This is a genomic window from Streptosporangium sandarakinum (assembly GCF_050942225.1).
Classification (GTDB): domain Bacteria; phylum Actinomycetota; class Actinomycetes; order Streptosporangiales; family Streptosporangiaceae; genus Streptosporangium; species Streptosporangium nondiastaticum.
Genome location: NZ_CP192034.1, coordinates 3743583 through 3760471, shown reverse-complemented (window position 1 = coordinate 3760471; position 16889 = coordinate 3743583). Strand labels below are relative to the sequence as shown.

Genomic DNA, 16889 nt, shown 5'->3' with positions numbered 1-16889 from the left:
GCCGTACGGGAGATCCCCATTGATGACCGCGACGGAAAGTGACCGTTTAATTACCAATCGTTGCGTGATATCTCCGATTAGGGATGTGGCAGGAACTTTGCCCGGCACGGAACGGCGCAGGGTGTGGCGATCCGGCCCGGGTCCGGGGGGCCGTGATGGAATTCTCAGGCGCCCCCCGCGAGATCCACCGGAAAAGGAGTCCTTGTCCCGGCGGGCGGCGTACGGCTCCGGGCGGCTCTCATCCGGCATGACCCGAGGAGCGAGCATGTTCTTCCACACCAAACGCCTGCAGTTCGAGGCCAAGCCGGAAAAGCCCGACCCCGTCTACGCCCACAAGCTCCAGGAGTTGCTCGGCGGCGCCTACGGCGAGATGACCGTCACCATGCAGTACCTGATGCAGGGCTGGAACTGCCGGCTCCCCGGCAAGTACAAAGACCTGATCATGGACATCGCGACCGAGGAGATCGGCCACGTCGAGATGATCGCCACGATGATCGCCCGCCTGCTGGAGGGGGCGCCGGCCACCGCGACCACCAAGATGGCCATGGCCGACCCCGTGGTCGGCGCGGTGATCGGCGGGATGGACCCCCAGCAGGCCATCGTCTCCGGCGGCGGCCCGCTGCTGGCCGACAGCAACGGCTACCCCTGGAACGGCCGCTACGTCATAGCCAGTGGCAACCTGCTCGCCGACTTCTACGCCAACGTCGCCGCCGAGGCCCAGGGCCGCATGCAGGCGGCGCGGCTGTACAACATGACCGACGACCCCGGCGTCAAGGACATGCTGAAGTTCAACCTGGCCCGCGACACCCTGCACCAGAACATGTGGCTGAAGGCCATCGAGGAGCTGCAGTCCGACGGCCTGGAGCCCCTGCCCGTCGCGCCGAACGCGCTCTTCGATGAGGAGCACGCCGAACACGCCTCGGCGATCTGGAACCTGTCGGAGGGTAACGAGGGCGCGCAGGGCGGCTGGGCGTCGGGCACGCAGCCGGACGGCAGGCACGAGTTCTCCTACTACATGGAGCCCCGCGCGCTGGGCGACGTGGCCATGCCGCCGCCACCCGATCCCAAGCTGTACGACACCTACGACGGCAGCCTGGGCGAGCCGCGCGGCCCGGTCCTGGGCACCGAGACCGGCCCGATAGGAAAGATCAAGGACGCACTGAGCTGACCCGCCCGCGGGCGGCCTCAGACGATGGGAGGCGCGCGTGCTCGATTCCCCCCGCGGCCGGGACGGGACGCCGGCCGGCGGACCGGCGCCCGCCCTCCTCGGCCCGCCGGGCCCGCGCCGGGCGGCGCGCCTCACGGCGCTGGCCCGGCTGTGCGGCCCGGCGTTCGTCGTCTCGGTCGCCTACATCGACCCGGGCAACTTCGCCACCAACATGTCCGGCGGCGCCCGCTACGGCCACATGCTGCTGTGGGTGATCGCCGGCGCCAACGTGATGGCCATGTTCGTCCAGGCCCTGTCGGCCAAGCTCGGCATCGCCACCGGCCGCAGCCTGCCGCAGGTGTGCCGCGACCGGCTGCCGCGCCCGCTGACGCTGCTGCTGTGGGCGCAGGGGGAGCTGGTGGCCGTCGCCACCGACCTGGCGGAGTTCATCGGCGGCGCGCTGGCGCTGAACCTGCTGTTCGGCCTGCCGCTGCTGCCGGCCGCGGCGCTGGTGGCGGCGGTGTCGTTCGCGCTGCTGGGGCTGGCGCCGCGCGGCCGGCACCGCTTCGAGGCGGTCATCGGCGCCATGCTCGCCGTCGTGCTGGTCTGCTTCGCCTACCAGGTGCTGGACTCCGGCTCCCTGTCCGACGCGGCCGCCGGGCTGGTGCCCCGCCTGGCCGGGCCCGAAAGCCTGCTGCTGGCCACCGGGATCATCGGCGCCACCGTCATGCCGCACGTCATCTACCTGCACTCGGCGCTGACCCGCCACCAGGCGAGCCTGCCGGGCGGCGCGTCCGGCGCGTCGGGCGCGGTGGGCCCGTCCGGTGTGGTGGACCCGGCCGATCCGGCGGGCCTGGCGGACCGCCGTACGGCGGTGCGGGCCAGCCGCGCCGACATCACACTCGCCCTGGGCGTGGCCGGCCTGGTCAACATGGCGATGCTGACGGTCGCCGCCGCCACCTTCGACGGCGGCGACCCCGGCAGCCTCACGGCCGTGCACGCCGGCATCGGGGCGGCGCTCGGGCCGGTCGCGGCGCTGGCGTTCGCCCTGGCGCTGCTGGCCTCGGGCCTGGCCTCCTCCAGCGTGGGCACCTACGCCGGTCAGATCATCATGGAGGGCTTCCTGCGCCGCCGCGTGCCGCTGACCGTGCGCCGCCTGGTGACCATCGCGCCGGCCATGGCGATCCTGGCCGCTGGGGTCGATCCCACCGACGCGCTCGTGCTGAGCCAGGTGGCGCTGTCGTTCGGCATCCCGTTCGCGCTGGTGCCGCTGGTGGCCTTCACCGCCAGCCGCCGCGTCATGGGGCCGCTGGTCAACGGCCGGCTCACCACGGCGCTGGGCGCCGCGGTGACCTGCGCCGTCACCGTCCTGAACGGTGTGCTGCTGACGCAGGTGCTCACCGGCTGATGCCGGGGGAGAGCCTGCCGCGGCGCTCCCGACCGTGCCAGCCCGCCGTACGGTGGGACGCACCGTACGGCGGGGCGGGCCTTTCCGCCTTCTCCGGGGGCCTCAGACGGCCTTGGAGAAACCGGCGTCCACCGCGAAGTCGGCGCCGGTGGTGCTGGCCGAGCGCGGCGAGGCCAGCAGGGCGATCACGTCGGCGACCTCCTGCGGGTCCACCAGGCGCCCGGTGGTGAGATTCATCATCTGCGGCGCCACGGTGTCCAACACGCTGTCGCGGTCGGTGCCGGCCTGGGCGGCGATGATGTCGGCCGCGCCGCCCTCCTCGGTCCACCACGCCGTGCGCACCGGGCCCAGGGAGACGGTGTTGACCCGGATGCCCTGCGGCGCGTACTCCTCCGACAGCGTCTGGGTGAGGGTGTTCAGACCGGCCTTGGCGGCGTTGTAGTCGACGTTCATCGGGGCGGGCTGGCGGGCGACGCCGGAGGAGACGTTGACGATCGAGCCGCCGCCGCGGGCCAGCATCAGCGGGATGGCGGCCCGGACCGCCCGGACGGCGGAGAAGAGATTGAACTCGAACATCTGCCGCCAGTCGTCGTCGGTGGGCGCCATGAACGAGAAGCGCGGCAGGCTCACCCCCGGCGGGGGGCCGCCGGCGTTGTTGACCAGGATGTCCAGGCCGCCGAACTCCTCCTCGGCGCGGGCCACGACCTGCGCGGGGGCGTCGGGGTCCATCAGGTCGGCCGGGACGTGCACGAGGTTGCTCCCGGCCAGGTCGTCGAGGCCGGGGCTGGTCTTGCGGGAGGCGGCGACCACCCGGGCCCCCTCGGCCAGCAGGGTGCGCACGACGGCCAGTCCCACGCCCTTGGAGGCGCCGGTGACGACGGCCACGCGTCCGGACAGCTGCAGATCCATCGAAAGTCTCCGTTCCTTGCGGCGGCCTTCGCCGCCGGCCGCGGTCTGCCGCGGTCTTCCGGTGTGCGGCCCGCCGCGCCTCCCGGGCCGGGCGGCGGGCCGTGATCTCGACAGTAGGCCGGTCGCGAAGACGGCGTCCGGCGGCGGCCGGACGTGCAATTCCAGCGGTGATCGGACATGCAATCGCCGGTGGTCTCCGGCGCACCCGCATCCGGAGCCCCGGCGGGCCGCCTCCCGCCTCGCGGGCCCGCCGGGACGGATCGCCTGATCCGGATCCGCCCGATCCCGGAAGCGCCGGGCGCCCCGGGACGCGGGGCGCTCCGATACGGCTCTTGGGGAGATGGCCCCCGCCCGGCGGGCGCGGGAGCATCTCATCAGAGATGATCGCGCCCGGCGCGGGCGAACCACCGAGGAGATGTCATGCGAAAGATCGTCGCCGGTTTCTTCCTGTCCCTGGACGGCGTCATGGAGTCGCCGGAGAAGTGGCACTTCCCCTACTTCAACGAGGAGATGGGCCAGGCTGTGGCGACGCAGGCGGCCGGCGCCGACGCCATGCTGCTGGGCCGGGCCACCTACCAGGAGTTCGCCGGCTACTGGCCCACCGCGGGCGACGACCCGATGGCGGCGCAGATGAACGAGACGCCCAAGTACGTCGTCTCCTCCACCTTGAAGACGCTGGAGTGGCAGAACTCGACGCTGATCAGCGGAAACGTCACCGAGGAGATCGCCAGGCTCAAGCAGGGGCCGGGCAGGGACATCTCGATCACCGGCAGCGCCACCCTCGTGCGGTCGCTGCTGCGTGAGGGGCTGCTGGACGAGCTGCGGCTGCTGGTCCACCCGATCGTCGTGGGAAGCGGCAGGCGGCTGTTCCCCGAGGGCGGCGAGCAGACGCCCCTGAAGCTGGTGGAGTCGCAGACCTTCGGCACCGGCGTGGTGCACCTGATCTACCACCCGGCCTGAAGACGCCAGAGCCGCACCCGGCTCAGGGAACCCGGCTCAGGGCACCCCGCACAGCCGCAGCGCGGCCGTGACGGCGGTGGCCGCGACGACGACCACCGGGAACGGCGCGCGGCGCAGCGCCAAGATGCCGGCGGCCAGCACGCCGGCCGGTCTGGCCCAGCCGGCGAAGCCGCCGTCCTCGGTGAGCGCGGCGGTGACCGCCAGCGCGGTCAGCAGCACGGCGGTGGCGGCCGGCAGCAGCCGCCGCAGGCGCCCGGGGACCTCCACCCGGTCACGCAGCAGCGGCCCGGCCAGCCGGAACGCGTACGTCCCGGCGGCCAGTACGGCGATGGCCAGCAGGGGCATCGGTCGCACCTCCTTCGTCGGATCCTTCGTCGGGCGAACGGCGGGAGCCGCGCCCCGTCCTTGCGTGGCCCGTGCCCGCGCGGGGCGCGGGTCGTCTCACTCCGGCCGTGCGCCGGGTCCCCGCCGCCCGGCCGCCGGGCGGCGGCCGGGCACCGCCAGGCCGCCGAGGGACAGCAGCACCGGCAGGCCGGCGGGCAGGAACGGCGTGGCGGCGAGGGCGGCGGCCGTGCCGTACAGGGCCGCCCGGCGGGTGACGCGCTCGCGTAGCGCGGGCAGCGCCAGGGCCAGCAGCACGGCGGGGAAGGCCGCGTCGAGCCCGAGGGCCGCGACGTCGCCGACGGCCCCGCCGGCCAGCGCGCCGCCCGCCACGGCCAGGTTCCAGGAGGCGAACAGCGCGAGCCCGCAGGTCCAGAAGGTGACGCGGCGCTCCCGCGTTCCGTGCCGGGCCAGCACGAACGCCACCACCTCGTCGGTGATCAGATGGGCGCCCGGCAGCCTGGTGGCGAGCCGCCCGCCGAGGGCGTCGGCGACGGCGAAGCCGAAGGGCAGCAGGCGGGCGTTGAGGACCAGCCCGGAGGCGACGGCGGCGAGCGGGTCGCCGCCGGCCAGCACCACGCCGAGCGCGGCGAACTGGGCGCCGCCGGCGAAGACCAGCAGCGACATGGCGACCGGCGCCCACGGCGGCAGGCCGCCGGAGACGGCGATCGCGCCGAAGGAGGCGCCGACGAGCGCGTCGGCCAGGCAGACCAGGGCGATGTCGCGGAGAGTGCCGCGACCGATTGTTCGCCATAACGAACGCATAGTCGATATACTGAACACTCCACTGCCGGTCCGTCAAACCGAACGAAACGATCCGATGGAGTGAACGCATGGCCGACGGCGTCCCGATCCCCGGCGAACCCTCACCCCTCGGCCTGATCGCGTCGATCGCGACGTCGATCCGGCGGGAGCGCGAGCGCGCCGGGCTGTCGCTGAGCGAGCTGGCCCGCCGCTCCGGCCTGGCCAAGTCCACCCTGTCGCAGCTGGAGGCCGGCACCGGCAACCCCAGCGTGGAGACGCTGTGGGCGCTCGGCGTCGCTCTGGGCGTGCCGTTCAGCCACCTGGTCGATCCGCCGCGACCGGCCGTACGGGTGATCCGCGCCGGCGAGGGGGAGGCCACCCGCTCCGAACGCGCCGACTACGCCGCCACACTGCTGGCCTCCTGCCCGCCGGGCGCCCGGCGCGACATCTACCGCATCGAGGCCCAGCCGGGCGAGCCGCGCCTGTCGGACGCCCACATGCCCCACACCACCGAGCACCTGGTGATCGGTGCGGGCCGGGCACTGGCCGGCCCGGCCGGCGAGCCGGTCGAGCTCGGCCCGGGCGACTACCTGACCTACCCCGGCGACGCCCCGCACGTCTTCCAGGCCCTTGAGCCCGGCACGAGCGCGGTGATCGTCATGGAGCATCGGTGACCCGGGCGGGAGACCCCACTACTTGACGCCATATAGCAAGTACTTGCTATCGTTCGTCAAGTGAGTACGGCAGAGCACGTCGCGCTGGCCGGTGAGCTGGCCGCGCTGACCGAACGAAGGATCACCGACCCGCTGGAGATCCTGCTCGGCTCCGACGAGCAGACCGGGCCGGTCAGGGAACGGCTGCGCATCGAGGCCGAGGTGTGGGCCGCGCAGCTGCTGGGAGCCGACGAGCGGCTCGCGGTCCACACCGCGGCGCGGCTCATCGCGGCGCTCTTCCCCGCAGACGGCCCGTTCGACCCGCCCGACGAGTGGTGGCGCACGGCCTTCGGCCGGGCGGTGGCCCGGCGCGCGGGCCACCCGGGCAGGCAGGCGGTGCCGTTCGCCACGGCCGGGGCGATGCTCGGCATCACCCGCCAGGGCGTTCACGACCTCGTCAAACGCGGCAAACTCGACCGCCACCCCGACGGCGGGGTGACCACCGACTCCATCCGACGACGGCTCGACCAACCCCAGGAGCGCCATGCCGCACGACACGACCGTCACTGACCACGACGTCCCCCTGGCCGTGCGCGACTCCGGCGGAGCCGGTGACCCCGTCCTGCTGCTGCACGGCCTCGGCGGCACCCTGGAGGTCTGGGACGCCCTCGGCCTCGAAGGCCACCGCACCGTCGCCATGGACCTGCGCGGCCACGGCCACTCCGGCGACGGCCCGTGGGACTGGGAGGCGGCCCTGGACGACCTCGAGGCCGTGGTCAGGTGCCTCGGCCTGGGCAACCCCGCCGTCGCCGGCCACTCGCTGGGCGGCATGCTCGCCGTGCAGTGGGCTCTGCGCCACCCCGAGTGTCCCGCCGTCGTCAACCTCGACGGCCTGCGCTCGGCGGAGAGCGACCCGGGCAACTACCCGGGGATGGACCCGGCCGAGCGGGACCGGGCCCTGGCGGACCTCAAAGCCGCCTTCGACGCCCAGGCCGCGAGCATGGGCCGGCCGCTGCCGCCCGAGGTCCAGGCGATGTTCCCCGCCAGGGCCCTGACGACAAGGGACGGCCGGACCTACGCCCGGCCCGGCGCCGAACTCCTCGCGGCGGTGCGCCACACCCCGCCGTTCCGCGACACGATCCCGCTGCTGCGCAACCTCACCTGTCCCGCGCTGGTGGTGATCCCGACCCAGGACCCGCCGGGCATGCCGGGCGGGGAGTTGATGGCGGCGTTCCGCAAGGGAGTGCGCCGCGACCTCGCCGGCCTGCCGTCCAACGTCCGCATCCGGGAGCTGGACGCCGGCCACGACATGCTCACCGAGCGGCCCGAGGAGGTCGCCGCGCTCATGGCGGCCTTCCTGGCGGCGAACCCGCCGGGCGGCGCGTCACCGGCCTGAGGCCCGGAGGGAACCCGGCCCGGCCCCGGCCCGGTCCCGGCGCGTCGCCGGTGTGAGCCGGCGCCACCGGGACGGTTCGCCGCGCCGGCCGCCCCAGGGGAGCCACCCGAAGGGCGCGGCCCGCACCCGGTCCGAGGGGATCGGCTCGCGCCCCCCTTCTCAGGCCGGTCCCCGGTACGCCCCCGGAGTGCACCCGAAGACGCGGCGGAAGACGTCGATGAAGGCGCTGGCCGACGACCAGCCGCACCGGTGCGCCACGACGGTCACCGGCATGCCCTCGGCCAGCAGGATCAGCGCGTGGTGAAGACGCAACTGGGTGCGCCACTGCGGGAAGGTCATGCCCAGGTCGGACCTGAACAAGCGCGACAGGGTCCGGCTGCTCGCGCCGACCTGCCGGTCCAGCGCGGCCAGGGTGCGGTCGTCGGCCGGATCGGCGCGCAGGATCTCCCACAGCCGCACGAGCCCGGGGGCGGTGGGCGTGGGCAGGTGCAAGGGTCGCTGCGGCGCGACCCGCAACTGGTCCAGCAGTACGGCCCGCAGCCGCCCGTGCTCGGGGCCGCCGTCACGCGGGGCGCGGGTGTAGGCGAGGATCAGCTCCCGCAGCAGGGGGGCGACCGCCAGCACGGCCGGCTCCCGCGGGCCGAGCGGGTCGTCGCCGGCGGGCAGGCCGACCAGGTGCAGCTCCAGGTCGCCGACGGCCTGGCCGGTCCCCTCATCGGCCACCTGGCCGACGTCACCTCCCTGCGCACGGCGCTGATCCCGCTGATCCTGATGCCCGTCCTGAGCTGGCTGCTGTTCCGCACCCTGCCGGAGCCGGCCGTTCCCGGGCGGCCGAAGGCGCCGGCGGCCGCTCCGGCCACCGTGCCCGGCCGACCCGTCTAGACGGGCCCGGACCGGCCCCGGCGGGCGCGGGCCGTTTCCGGGCGGGCGCGGTACGGCGCGGCGACACACCGCGCCGGAAACCGCCGCTGCCGCCGCACGCCGCTTAACCTGCGGGAAAGGAGCCGTGCCGACCCGGGCCGGCCGCACGGCCCTCTCCGCGCCCGCGCGGGGAGGACAGGCGGGTGCGGACCCGGTGGAAAAAGCGACCGGACACGGCCCGGGGAAGCGGGGAGAGGAGGGGGCGTGACGCGTCACCGCCGCCGCGCCGTCGCGGCCACGCTGTGCCTGGCGCCGGCCGTCGCCTGCGCGGGCTGCGCCGGCGGTCCGGCGGGCACCGCCCCGGCTCCCGTACGCGGCCCGGCCGCCCCGCCCGGAAACCCGGCGGGCACCGCGACCGGCCCGGCCCCGGACGGCGGCGCCGGGGGAGGCGGCCTGCCGCGGGGCTTCGCGCGGGCCGGCGGGCCGGAGAACGGCCTGACCTTCGGCGTGCCGCGCTCCTGGGTCGCCCTGGACGCCACCGGAGGCGGCCTGGAGCGGCGCCTGGACCGGGCGGGCCTGACGGGCAAGCAGATCCACCGGGCCCGGGCCGGGCTGGAGCCCGTGGCGGCCCACGACGGGATCTGGGCGTTCGACCCCGCCTCCATGAGCCGCTCCCCGCACCGCTTCGCCACCAACCTCACCGCCCGCTGCCGGCCCGGCACGGCCTCCTCCGCGCAGCTGCTCGCCGACGCCGTACGGCGGCTGGCGCCGCTGCGGGGACGCGTCCTGCGGGCCGGCACGGTGCCGGTCGCCGGCGGACGGGCGGCGCGCGTCGGATACGTCTTCACCGTCGGCGGCGTGCGGCTGCACGGCCTGCGCCTCCTGCTGCCCGCGCCCGGCGATCGGACCTGCGTGCTGACGCTGAGCACCGACGACGCCGCCCGCCGGGGGCTGCTGGAGCGGATCGGCGGAACGCTGCGGCCCCTTTGACCGGCCTCTGTGACCGGCCCCGGCGACGAGCCGGGACCGGCGGACCCGGATCCGGCGTCGGCGGTCGCGGCGTTTCAGCGCGGCGATCCGGCCGTCGTCCCTCAGGGTGCGCCGGCTCCGGCGTCACCGGCCACGGTGGAGACCGGGACGTTGAGGACGCCGTCGAACGCCTCCAGGACGGGGGTGTGCACGTAGGCGCTCTGGATCCGGATGCGGTCGGGGCCGGGGGAGTGGCCGGCGTCGCCGGGGGCCTCCGCGCGCATCCGGCGGAGGTCGGCGACGGCGAGCCCGAGCCCGGCGTCGGCGAAGGCGGCTTCGACGCTGCCCGGCTCGGGCGGCTGCAGCGCGGTGTCCTCGACGGCGAACCCGAAGCGCGCGTCCTCGTCGGGGCGCATGTCGGCCGTGTGGCCGGCGGTGCTGGTCAGGCCGAGGGCGAAGTAGTCGTCGCCGAGGGCCCTGTGCAGGTAGTGACCCATCGGGAATCCGGTGAGCCGGCCGTTGAAGGAGATCGGCTCCTTCTGGATGTGGGCGTTGTGGGCCGCCAGCACGACGCGGGTGCCGGGCGCGAGGCGTTCCAGGTGCCACAGGAGTGATCCGGCCATGTAGGCGTCGCGGGCCGAGGTGTCGGCGGTCAGGCCGTTTCCGGCGTACAGGCCGGCCATGGCGCGGAAGCCGTGGTCGGCGTGGCAGGCGCCTTCGAGGCGGCGCAGCGCCACGTCGTAGTCGTGCCGCTTGCCGCGGGAGACGTACAGCGGCTCCAGGGAGCGGAACCGGATGAGCAGGCGCGTCAGGGCGGCGCTGAGGGCGTCCTGCTCGGCGGCGGTCAGGCGGGTCCAGGCCGGTGCGGCCGAGGCGGCGGAGGCGCCGGCGAACGATCCGGCGATCCGCATCGCCTCCTGGAGCACCGGCAGGGTCTCCGGGTCGATCCGGCGCAGGTAGTCGGCGACCGGGGCCAGGGCGGGCAGCAGGGACCCGCCGGCCGCCGGGATGTCGATCCCGGCGAAACGCACCGGTCGCGCGGCTGCGGCGTTGTGCCGGCGCACCCAGCGCAGCGGCTCCTCGACGCCCACGGGGATCGTCTCGGCGAGGTGGGCCCGCAGGTCGTCGTCGGCGCCCTGGCCCCGGGCCCAGGCGTCGAGGGGGAAGCCCTCGCTGAAGCCGTACTCGAAGGCCAGGACGGTGAAGCCGCAGCGTTCGGCCAGGAAGCGCAGGATGCGCTGCCGCAGGTGGGAGAACTCGGTGATGAAATGGGAGTTCTCCCCGATCGCGACGACGCGGGCCGCGCCGATGATGCCGCGCAGCGGCTCCAGGTCGTCGAGCGGCGCCTCGGGGTCGAGATGGGTGAGCGTTACGGCCCGGCGGCCGAGGCGGTGGGCGAACGGGTCGTGGTGGGGTGAGGCAGGCATGCTGATGACTCGATTCGGGATTTTCGGAAGGGTGGACGAACGGCTCGGCGGGCCGCCGCCCCGCCGCCCCTCGCGGGCGGGGGCCGGTGGACCCGGGGTGTCGTCGCCGGACACGCCGGGATCCGCCGCTCCGCACGGGCGGGGGCCGGGCGCGACCCCGTCTACGCGGGCGCCGCGTTCTCCAGGTCGTCGACGGTGCCGGACATGATCGTGCGGATGTGCCGGGTGATGTGCTCCAGCGGCCAGTCCCACCAGGCCAGGGCCAGCAGGCGGTCGATGTCGGCGTCGCTGTGGCGGCGGCGGATGAGCCGGGCGGGGTTGCCGCCGACGACGCCGTAGTCGGGGACGTCGTCGACGACGACGGAGCCGGAGGCGATGATCGCGCCGTGGCCGATGCGGACACCGGGCATCACCGTGGAGCGGTAGCCGAACCAGACGTCGCTGCCCACCACGGTGTCGCCCCGTCCGGGCAGGCCGGTGATGAGGTCGAAGTGCTCGGCCCAGGAGCCGCCCATGATCGGGAAGGGGAACGTCGAGGGGCCGTCCATGCGGTGGTTGGCGCCGTTCATGATGAACCGCACGCCCTCGCCCAGCGCGCAGAACCTCCCGATGACCAGCTTCTCCGGCCCGTAGTGGTACAGCACGTTACGGGTCTCGAAGGCGGTCGGATCGTCGGGGTCGTCGTAGTAGGAGAACTCCCCGACCTCGATCAGCGGCGAGGTGATGAGGGGCTTCAGCAGCACCACCCGTGGCTGGCCGGGCATGGGGTGCACCACGGTCGGATCGGCGGGAACGGGTGAGGTCATGGTCGTCTCCTTTCTGCGGGCCGTCCTGCGGGCCCGGGCGACGGCGGGCACCGGCGTGGGAGGCCGGGGCCGCGGGCGGCGGGCGGACGGGCACCGTCTGAAGCCGCACGGCCGGGCGGGCGCTTCGGAGGAACACCGGCGACCCCATTAGTGCGACAACTGATGCATTAAGATACTGGCATGCCGACATCCCACGGAGCAAACCGGATGACCACGCGATGACCCCCTCAGCGCCACGACCCCAGGACCCGCAGGACTCCCAGGACTCCCAGGACCCGCAGGACCCGCGGGCCGCCGGGGCGGCGCCCGCGGCCCGGCGCCGCCCCGGCGGCCGTACCGCCCGCATCCGCGCGCAGGTGCTCGACGCCGTGCTCGCCGAGCTCGCCGAGCACGGCTACGACGGCCTCACCATGGACGCCGTCGCCGCGCGCGCCGGCGTGCACCGCGCGACGGTGTACCGGCGCTGGGGAGACGTCGGCGGCCTGCTCGCCGACGTCCTCGACGCCGCGGGCGAGGACGACTGGCAGCCCCCCGACACCGGCTCGCTGGAAGGCGACCTGGCGGCGCTGAACCACGAGATCCAGGACGCGCTGACCGCGCAGCCGCCTATCATGGCGGCCCTGATCGCCGCCTCGTTCCGCTCGGAGAAGGCCGACCACGCCCAGCGTCGGCTGTGGGAGGACCGCTACGCCCGCTGCGAGGCCGTGGTCGGCCGGGCCGCCGAGCGCGGCGAGCTTCCGCCGCGCACCGACGCCCGGCGGCTGCTCATCGCCGCCACCGCGCCGCTGTACCACCAGCTGGTGCTCCTTCGCACGCCGCCCGACCCGAACCTGCCCGGCCAGGCGGCCAGGGCCGCCTCCCTCGCCGCGGCCGCCGGCGCCTTCACCGGGCCCCGCCGGCCGGCGACGCCTGAGGAGCGGGCGTCACCGGGTGGCGGGACCGCGGCCCCGGCGGTAGCGTCCTCACCGGCACGATCAAGATCACATCGACAGGCGGGCGGGCACCATGACAATCCCGGACCGGAACGCGGACGTCTTCCGCCGCGAGCGGCTGAGCCGCCACCGCGAGGTGACGGCCGCGCTGGAGCCGCTCGACGACCGGCGGCTCGGCGAGCTGCTGGAAGGCGCCCGCCCCCTGGGCTCCGGCGTCGGCGGCGCCTCGCTGCTGCTGGACGTCGGCGGCGCGCCGGTGTTCGTCAAACGCGTCCCCCTGACCGACGCCGAACGCCGGCCCGGCGACGTCGGATCCACCGCCAACCTCTTCGGCCTGCCCGCGTTCTGCCAGTACGGCCTCGGCGCGCCGGGTTTCCCCGGGCCGGGCTTCGGCGCCTGGCGCGAGCTGTCCGCGCACACCATGACGACGGACTGGGTGACCGCCGGCCGCACCGACGCCTTCCCCCTGCTGCACCACTGGCGGGTGCTGCCCGGCGCACCGCCGCCGATCGCCGAGCACGACGACATCGACGCCGTCGTGGCCTACTGGCACGGCTCGCAGGCCGTGCGCGAGCGGCTGGAGGCGCTGAAGCGCGCCTCGGCGAGCCTGGTGCTGTTCACCGAGTTCATCCCGCGCACCCTCGACGGCTGGCTCGCCGAGCAGGTCGCCGCCGGCCCCGAGGCCGCCGCCGCGGCGTGCGCGATGCTGGAGTCGCAGATGCTCGGCGAGGTGGCGTCCATGAACGCCGGCGGCCTGATGCACTTCGACGCCCACTTCGGCAACATCCTCACCGACGGCCGGCGCCTGTACCTCACCGACTTCGGCCTGGCCACCAGTGCCCGGTTCGAGCTGTCGGAGCAGGAGGCGGCCTTCGTGGAACGCCACCGCACCCACGACCTCGGCTACGCCATGATGCGCCTGGTCAACTGGCTGGTCGGCGACGTGTGCGGGGTGCGGCAGGCGCCGGGGACGCCACCGGCGCGGCGCAACGCCTTCATCCGGGCCTGCGCCGAAGGCGGCGCCCTGCCCGAACTCCCCGCCGGCGCCGCCGAGACGATCCCGGACGGCGTCGCCGACACGATCCTGCGCTACGCGCCCGTCGCCGCCGTCATGAACGACCTCTACTGGGAGCTGTTCGGCTCCAGCAGGCACACGCCCTACCCGGCCGAGCAGGTCGAACGCGCGCTGCGCGCCGTCCCCGTACCGGCCGCGACCGGTACGGGCACGGCCCCGGCGCCGCAGGCGGGGTAGGCCGACCGCGGCACGGCACAGGACGACGCCGGACGCGGCCGGCCGTCGCCGTCGCCGTCGCCGCCGTCGGCGGCCTGGTCGCTATGGAGCCTCGACCAAGATGCGCAGGGCCGGCGGCCGCGCGAGTACCCGGTCGAAGACCTGCCGGGCGTGACGCAGATGCGGGGTGGCGCGGTGATCGTCGAGGGCCCGCCGGTTCTCCCACCGCTCCATGACCACCATGCGGGCGGGATCGTTGGGGTCGACGTAGGCCGCGTAGGCCAGGCAACCGGGTTCGTCCAGCGTCGGCTCGATCAGGGCTTCCAGCGCGGTACGGAGCCGATCATGCCGGCCGGGTGCGGCGAGGAACTCGGCGATGACGAAGAGGGACATGACCCGGTCCCCCTTCAGGAGTGGCGGGCGGGGCCGCCGCCAGCGCCGAGTTCCGCCGGTTGTGGAGCGAGCACCGGGTGAAGGACAAAGGCCACGGGCGCTACCTGTACCGGCATCCGCTGGTCGGGGAGCCGGAGCTGGCGTACGAGACCCTGCGCCTGCCCGACCATCCGGGACTGGCGCTCGTCGTCCACACCGCCGATGAGGACTCCGCCTCCCACACCGCGCTGCGGCTCCTGACCACGTGGGCCGATCAGGAGACACCCGCCGGCTGACCCCGCCGCGGCCCGCGCACCTTCACGATCGCGACCGCGGGTTGCGGGCCCGCCCCGGCCGCACCCCCACGAGGCGCCGCGAGGCGCCGCACGGGTCCCGCGATCACCTCGGCCGCCGCCCCCGCGGCGCCTGGCCTAAACTTGCGCCCGACGATCCAGCGCTGGAGGTGGTGGCGTGCAGCCGGAGAAGGGCGGTGCCCCCGGTACGTCGATCTCGGCGGTCCTGGAGCGCATCACCTACGCCAACGAGGAGACCGGCTACACCATCGCCCGGGTGGCCACCGAACGCTCCGGCAGCGAACTGCTCACCGTCGTCGGGCCGCTGCTGGGCGCCCAGCCCGGCGAGTCGCTGCGCCTGACCGGCCGCTGGACCTCCCACCCCCGCTACGGCAGGCAGTTCGAGGTGTGGTCGTACGCCACCGTGCTGCCGGCCACCGTCCAGGGCATCCGCCGCTACCTCGGCTCCGGCCTGATCAAGGGCATCGGCCCGAAGATGGCCGAGCGCATCGTCGACCACTTCGGCACCGAGACCCTCACCGTCATCGAGACCACCCCCGAACGCCTGGTGGAGGTCCCGGGCCTGGGCCCCAAGCGCACCAAGATGATCGGCGCCGCCTGGGAGGAACAGAAGATCATCAAAGAGGTGATGATCTTCCTGCAGGGCGTCGGGGTCTCCACCTCCATCGCGGTGCGCATCTTCAAGCAGTACGGCGAGGCCTCCATCTCCGTCGTGAGGAGCGAGCCCTACCGGCTGGCCGACGACGTGTGGGGCATCGGCTTCAAGACCGCCGACACCATCGCCCAGGCCGTCGGCATCCCGCACGACAGCCCCGAACGCGTCAAGGCCGGCCTGCGCTACACCCTGTCGCAGGCCGCCGACGACGGCCACTGCTACCTGCCGGCGCCCAACCTCGTCGCCGACGCCGTCAAGATCCTCTCGGTGCCGGCCGAGCTGACCGGCGCCTGCCTGGAGGAACTCGTCGCCGAGGAGGGCGTGGTGCGCGAGGAGGTGCCCGCCGGCGACGGCGCCGTCCCGGCGGTGTACCTGCTGCCGTTCCACCGCGCCGAGCTGTCGCTGGCCTCCTCGCTGCGCTCCCTGCTGCACGCCTCCTCAGACCGGCTCGGCGTCTTCTCCGGCGTCGACTGGGACGTCGCCCTGGACTGGCTGAGGAAACGCACCGGCGCCGACCTGGCCCCCGAGCAGGCCCACGCCGTACGGCTGGCCCTGACGAACAAGGTCGCGGTCCTGACCGGCGGCCCCGGCTGCGGCAAGAGCTTCACGGTGCGCTCCATCGTCACCCTGGCCCGCGCCAAGAAGGCGAAGGTCGTCCTGGCCGCGCCCACCGGCCGGGCCGCCAAACGGCTGTCGGAGCTGACCGGGCACGAGGCCACCACCGTGCACCGGCTGCTGCAGCTGCGCCCCGGCGGGGACGCCACCTTCGACCGCGACAACCCCCTGGACGCCGACCTCGTCGTCGTCGACGAGGCCTCCATGCTGGACCTGCTGCTGGCCAACAAGCTCGTCAAGGCCGTCGCCCCCGGCACCCACCTGCTGTTCGTCGGCGACGTCGACCAGCTGCCCTCCGTCGGCGCCGGCGAGGTGCTGCGCGACCTGCTGGCCGCCGACGAGGACGTCGTGCCGCGGGTGCGGCTGACCCACATCTTCCGCCAGGCCCAGGAGTCGGGCGTGGTCACCAACGCCCACCGGGTCAACTCCGGCCTGATGCCGGCCCTTGAGGGCATGGGCGACTTCTTCCTGTTCCCCTGCGAGGAGGCCGAGGAGATCGCGGCGCTGACCGTGGACGTGGTGGCCAACCGCATCCGGCGCCGCTTCGGCCTGGACCCGCGCCGCGACGTGCAGGTCCTGGCGCCCATGCACCGCGGCGCCGCCGGCGCCGGCAACCTCAACGCCCTCCTGCAGGAGGCCCTGACCCCCTCCCGCGAGGGCCTGCCGGAGCGCCGCTACGGCGGCCGCGTCTTCCGCGTCGGCGACAAGGTCACCCAGCTGCGCAACAACTACGACAAGGGCGCCGCGGGAGTGTTCAACGGCACCGTCGGCACGGTCGTCGACATCCGCCCCGACGACCACAGGATGACCGTGCTGACGGACGAGGACGAGCACGTCGAGTACGCCTTCGACGAGCTCGACGAGCTCGCCCACGCCTACGCCGTCTCCATCCACCGCTCCCAGGGCAGCGAGTACCCGGCCGTGGTCGTCCCGCTGGCCACCAGCGCGTGGATGATGCTGCAGCGCAACCTGCTCTACACCGCCATCACCCGGGCCAAGAAGCTCGTCGTCATCGTCGGCTCGCGCCGCGCGCTGGGCCAGGCGGTGCGCACCCGCGGCGCCGGCCGCCGCCACACCAGCCTCACCCACCGGCTGCGCCCCGCCTGAGC

Annotated in this window: 18 protein-coding genes and 1 pseudogene; 12 read left to right on the top strand and 7 right to left on the bottom strand. The window is 74.4% G+C overall.

The features are described from left to right. Nucleotides 1–265: 265 nt before the first annotated feature. Nucleotides 266–1168: a manganese catalase family protein gene (locus ACQP10_RS17325; protein WP_346021697.1), complete on the top strand. Its 903-nt coding sequence runs from the start codon at nt 266–268 to the stop codon at nt 1166–1168. A 37-nt stretch (nt 1169–1205) separates the two neighbouring features. Continuing rightward, entirely contained in the window at nt 1206–2555 is a 1350-nt protein-coding gene (locus tag ACQP10_RS17320; RefSeq protein WP_346021698.1) for an Nramp family divalent metal transporter, read from the top strand. Between the two features lie 102 nt (nt 2556–2657). Here the strand turns inward: ACQP10_RS17320 and ACQP10_RS17315 are convergent, their stop codons facing one another. Beyond that, on the bottom strand, nt 2658–3464 hold the full coding sequence (locus ACQP10_RS17315; protein ID WP_346021699.1) for an SDR family NAD(P)-dependent oxidoreductase: 807 nt from the start codon (nt 3462–3464) through the stop codon (nt 2658–2660). A 420-nt stretch (nt 3465–3884) separates the two neighbouring features. On the opposite strand from ACQP10_RS17315, the gene ACQP10_RS17310 reads away from it, so the two are divergent. Further along, entirely contained in the window at nt 3885–4424 is a 540-nt protein-coding gene (locus ACQP10_RS17310) for a dihydrofolate reductase family protein (protein WP_346021700.1), read from the top strand. Nucleotides 4425–4460: 36 nt separating this feature from the next. On the opposite strand, the gene ACQP10_RS17305 is transcribed toward ACQP10_RS17310, so the two are convergent. Both ACQP10_RS17305 and ACQP10_RS17300 read right to left on the bottom strand, forming a co-directional pair. Next, on the bottom strand, nt 4461–4769 hold the full coding sequence (locus tag ACQP10_RS17305) for an AzlD domain-containing protein (protein ID WP_399500668.1): 309 nt from the start codon (nt 4767–4769) through the stop codon (nt 4461–4463). A gap of 96 nt (nt 4770–4865) precedes the next feature. Continuing rightward, entirely contained in the window at nt 4866–5570 is a 705-nt protein-coding gene (locus tag ACQP10_RS17300; protein ID WP_346021701.1) for an AzlC family ABC transporter permease, read from the bottom strand. A 68-nt stretch (nt 5571–5638) separates the two neighbouring features. Here ACQP10_RS17300 and ACQP10_RS17295 point away from each other — a divergent pair, with 68 nt between their 5' ends. Genes ACQP10_RS17295 through ACQP10_RS17285 form a run of 3 tightly spaced genes read left to right on the top strand, consistent with a single transcriptional unit; the run spans nt 5639 to nt 7598 of the window. Beyond that, nucleotides 5639–6223: a helix-turn-helix domain-containing protein gene (locus ACQP10_RS17295; RefSeq protein WP_346021702.1), complete on the top strand. Its 585-nt coding sequence runs from the start codon at nt 5639–5641 to the stop codon at nt 6221–6223. Between the two features lie 60 nt (nt 6224–6283). Next, nucleotides 6284–6772: a hypothetical protein gene (locus ACQP10_RS17290; RefSeq protein ID WP_346021703.1), complete on the top strand. Its 489-nt coding sequence runs from the start codon at nt 6284–6286 to the stop codon at nt 6770–6772. Continuing rightward, on the top strand, nt 6747–7598 hold the full coding sequence (locus ACQP10_RS17285; protein ID WP_433541722.1) for an alpha/beta fold hydrolase: 852 nt from the start codon (nt 6747–6749) through the stop codon (nt 7596–7598). Before ACQP10_RS17290 ends, ACQP10_RS17285 begins: the two co-directional genes overlap by 26 nt. 159 nt (nt 7599–7757) lie before the next feature. On the opposite strand, the gene ACQP10_RS17280 is transcribed toward ACQP10_RS17285, so the two are convergent. Further along, complete coding sequence (locus ACQP10_RS17280) at nt 7758–8321, bottom strand: helix-turn-helix transcriptional regulator (protein WP_433541721.1); 564 nt, start codon at nt 8319–8321, stop codon at nt 7758–7760. On the opposite strand from ACQP10_RS17280, the gene ACQP10_RS17275 reads away from it, so the two are divergent. Both ACQP10_RS17275 and ACQP10_RS17270 read left to right on the top strand, forming a co-directional pair. Further along, a complete protein-coding gene (locus tag ACQP10_RS17275) occupies nt 8274–8480 on the top strand; it encodes a hypothetical protein (RefSeq protein ID WP_346021706.1) in 207 nt (68 codons plus the stop codon). The genes ACQP10_RS17280 and ACQP10_RS17275 overlap by 48 nt on opposite strands. Nucleotides 8481–8723: 243 nt before the next feature. Beyond that, nucleotides 8724–9449, top strand: a complete 726-nt coding sequence (locus ACQP10_RS17270; protein ID WP_433541720.1) for a hypothetical protein — start codon at nt 8724–8726, stop codon at nt 9447–9449. Nucleotides 9450–9550: 101 nt separating this feature from the next. Here the strand turns inward: ACQP10_RS17270 and ACQP10_RS17265 are convergent, their stop codons facing one another. Then, nucleotides 9551–10855, bottom strand: coding sequence for an erythromycin esterase family protein (locus ACQP10_RS17265; RefSeq protein ID WP_433541719.1), 1305 nt, complete (start codon nt 10853–10855; stop codon nt 9551–9553). A gap of 161 nt (nt 10856–11016) precedes the next feature. After that, nucleotides 11017–11661, bottom strand: coding sequence for a CatB-related O-acetyltransferase (locus ACQP10_RS17260; RefSeq protein WP_390001674.1), 645 nt, complete (start codon nt 11659–11661; stop codon nt 11017–11019). A 218-nt stretch (nt 11662–11879) separates the two neighbouring features. On the opposite strand from ACQP10_RS17260, the pseudogene ACQP10_RS17255 reads away from it, so the two are divergent. Beyond that, nucleotides 11880–12449, top strand: a pseudogene (locus ACQP10_RS17255) (TetR/AcrR family transcriptional regulator); the annotation flags it as partial. A gap of 217 nt (nt 12450–12666) precedes the next feature. Continuing rightward, complete coding sequence (locus tag ACQP10_RS17250; protein ID WP_433541718.1) at nt 12667–13845, top strand: serine/threonine protein phosphatase; 1179 nt, start codon at nt 12667–12669, stop codon at nt 13843–13845. 81 nt (nt 13846–13926) lie between these two features. On the opposite strand, the gene ACQP10_RS17245 is transcribed toward ACQP10_RS17250, so the two are convergent. Further along, on the bottom strand, nt 13927–14217 hold the full coding sequence (locus tag ACQP10_RS17245; RefSeq protein ID WP_399500662.1) for a putative quinol monooxygenase: 291 nt from the start codon (nt 14215–14217) through the stop codon (nt 13927–13929). A gap of 20 nt (nt 14218–14237) precedes the next feature. Here ACQP10_RS17245 and ACQP10_RS17240 point away from each other — a divergent pair, with 20 nt between their 5' ends. Next, nucleotides 14238–14492: a hypothetical protein gene (locus ACQP10_RS17240; RefSeq protein ID WP_399500661.1), complete on the top strand. Its 255-nt coding sequence runs from the start codon at nt 14238–14240 to the stop codon at nt 14490–14492. A 175-nt stretch (nt 14493–14667) separates the two neighbouring features. Next, nucleotides 14668–16887 (top strand): SF1B family DNA helicase RecD2, encoded by a 2220-nt coding sequence (gene recD2 / locus ACQP10_RS17235; RefSeq protein ID WP_346021714.1) that lies wholly within the window; start codon nt 14668–14670, stop codon nt 16885–16887. Nucleotides 16888–16889: the final 2 nt, after the last annotated feature.

Bases quoted from the DNA above. Each gene is read 5' to 3' on its own strand.
- ACQP10_RS17325 (WP_346021697.1), top strand. From the start codon at position 266: ATGTTCTTCCACACCAAACGCCTGCAGTTCGAGGCCAAGCCGGAAAAG.
- ACQP10_RS17315 (WP_346021699.1), bottom strand. From the start codon at position 3,464: ATGGATCTGCAGCTGTCCGGACGCGTGGCCGTCGTCACCGGCGCCTCC.
- ACQP10_RS17310 (WP_346021700.1), top strand. From the start codon at position 3,885: ATGCGAAAGATCGTCGCCGGTTTCTTCCTGTCCCTGGACGGCGTCATG.
- ACQP10_RS17305 (WP_399500668.1), bottom strand. From the start codon at position 4,769: ATGCCCCTGCTGGCCATCGCCGTACTGGCCGCCGGGACGTACGCGTTC.
- ACQP10_RS17300 (WP_346021701.1), bottom strand. From the start codon at position 5,570: ATGCGTTCGTTATGGCGAACAATCGGTCGCGGCACTCTCCGCGACATC.
- ACQP10_RS17295 (WP_346021702.1), top strand. From the start codon at position 5,639: ATGGCCGACGGCGTCCCGATCCCCGGCGAACCCTCACCCCTCGGCCTG.
- ACQP10_RS17285 (WP_433541722.1), top strand. From the start codon at position 6,747: ATGCCGCACGACACGACCGTCACTGACCACGACGTCCCCCTGGCCGTG.
- ACQP10_RS17265 (WP_433541719.1), bottom strand. From the start codon at position 10,855: ATGCCTGCCTCACCCCACCACGACCCGTTCGCCCACCGCCTCGGCCGC.
- ACQP10_RS17260 (WP_390001674.1), bottom strand. From the start codon at position 11,661: ATGACCTCACCCGTTCCCGCCGATCCGACCGTGGTGCACCCCATGCCC.
- ACQP10_RS17250 (WP_433541718.1), top strand. From the start codon at position 12,667: ATGACAATCCCGGACCGGAACGCGGACGTCTTCCGCCGCGAGCGGCTG.
- ACQP10_RS17245 (WP_399500662.1), bottom strand. From the start codon at position 14,217: ATGTCCCTCTTCGTCATCGCCGAGTTCCTCGCCGCACCCGGCCGGCAT.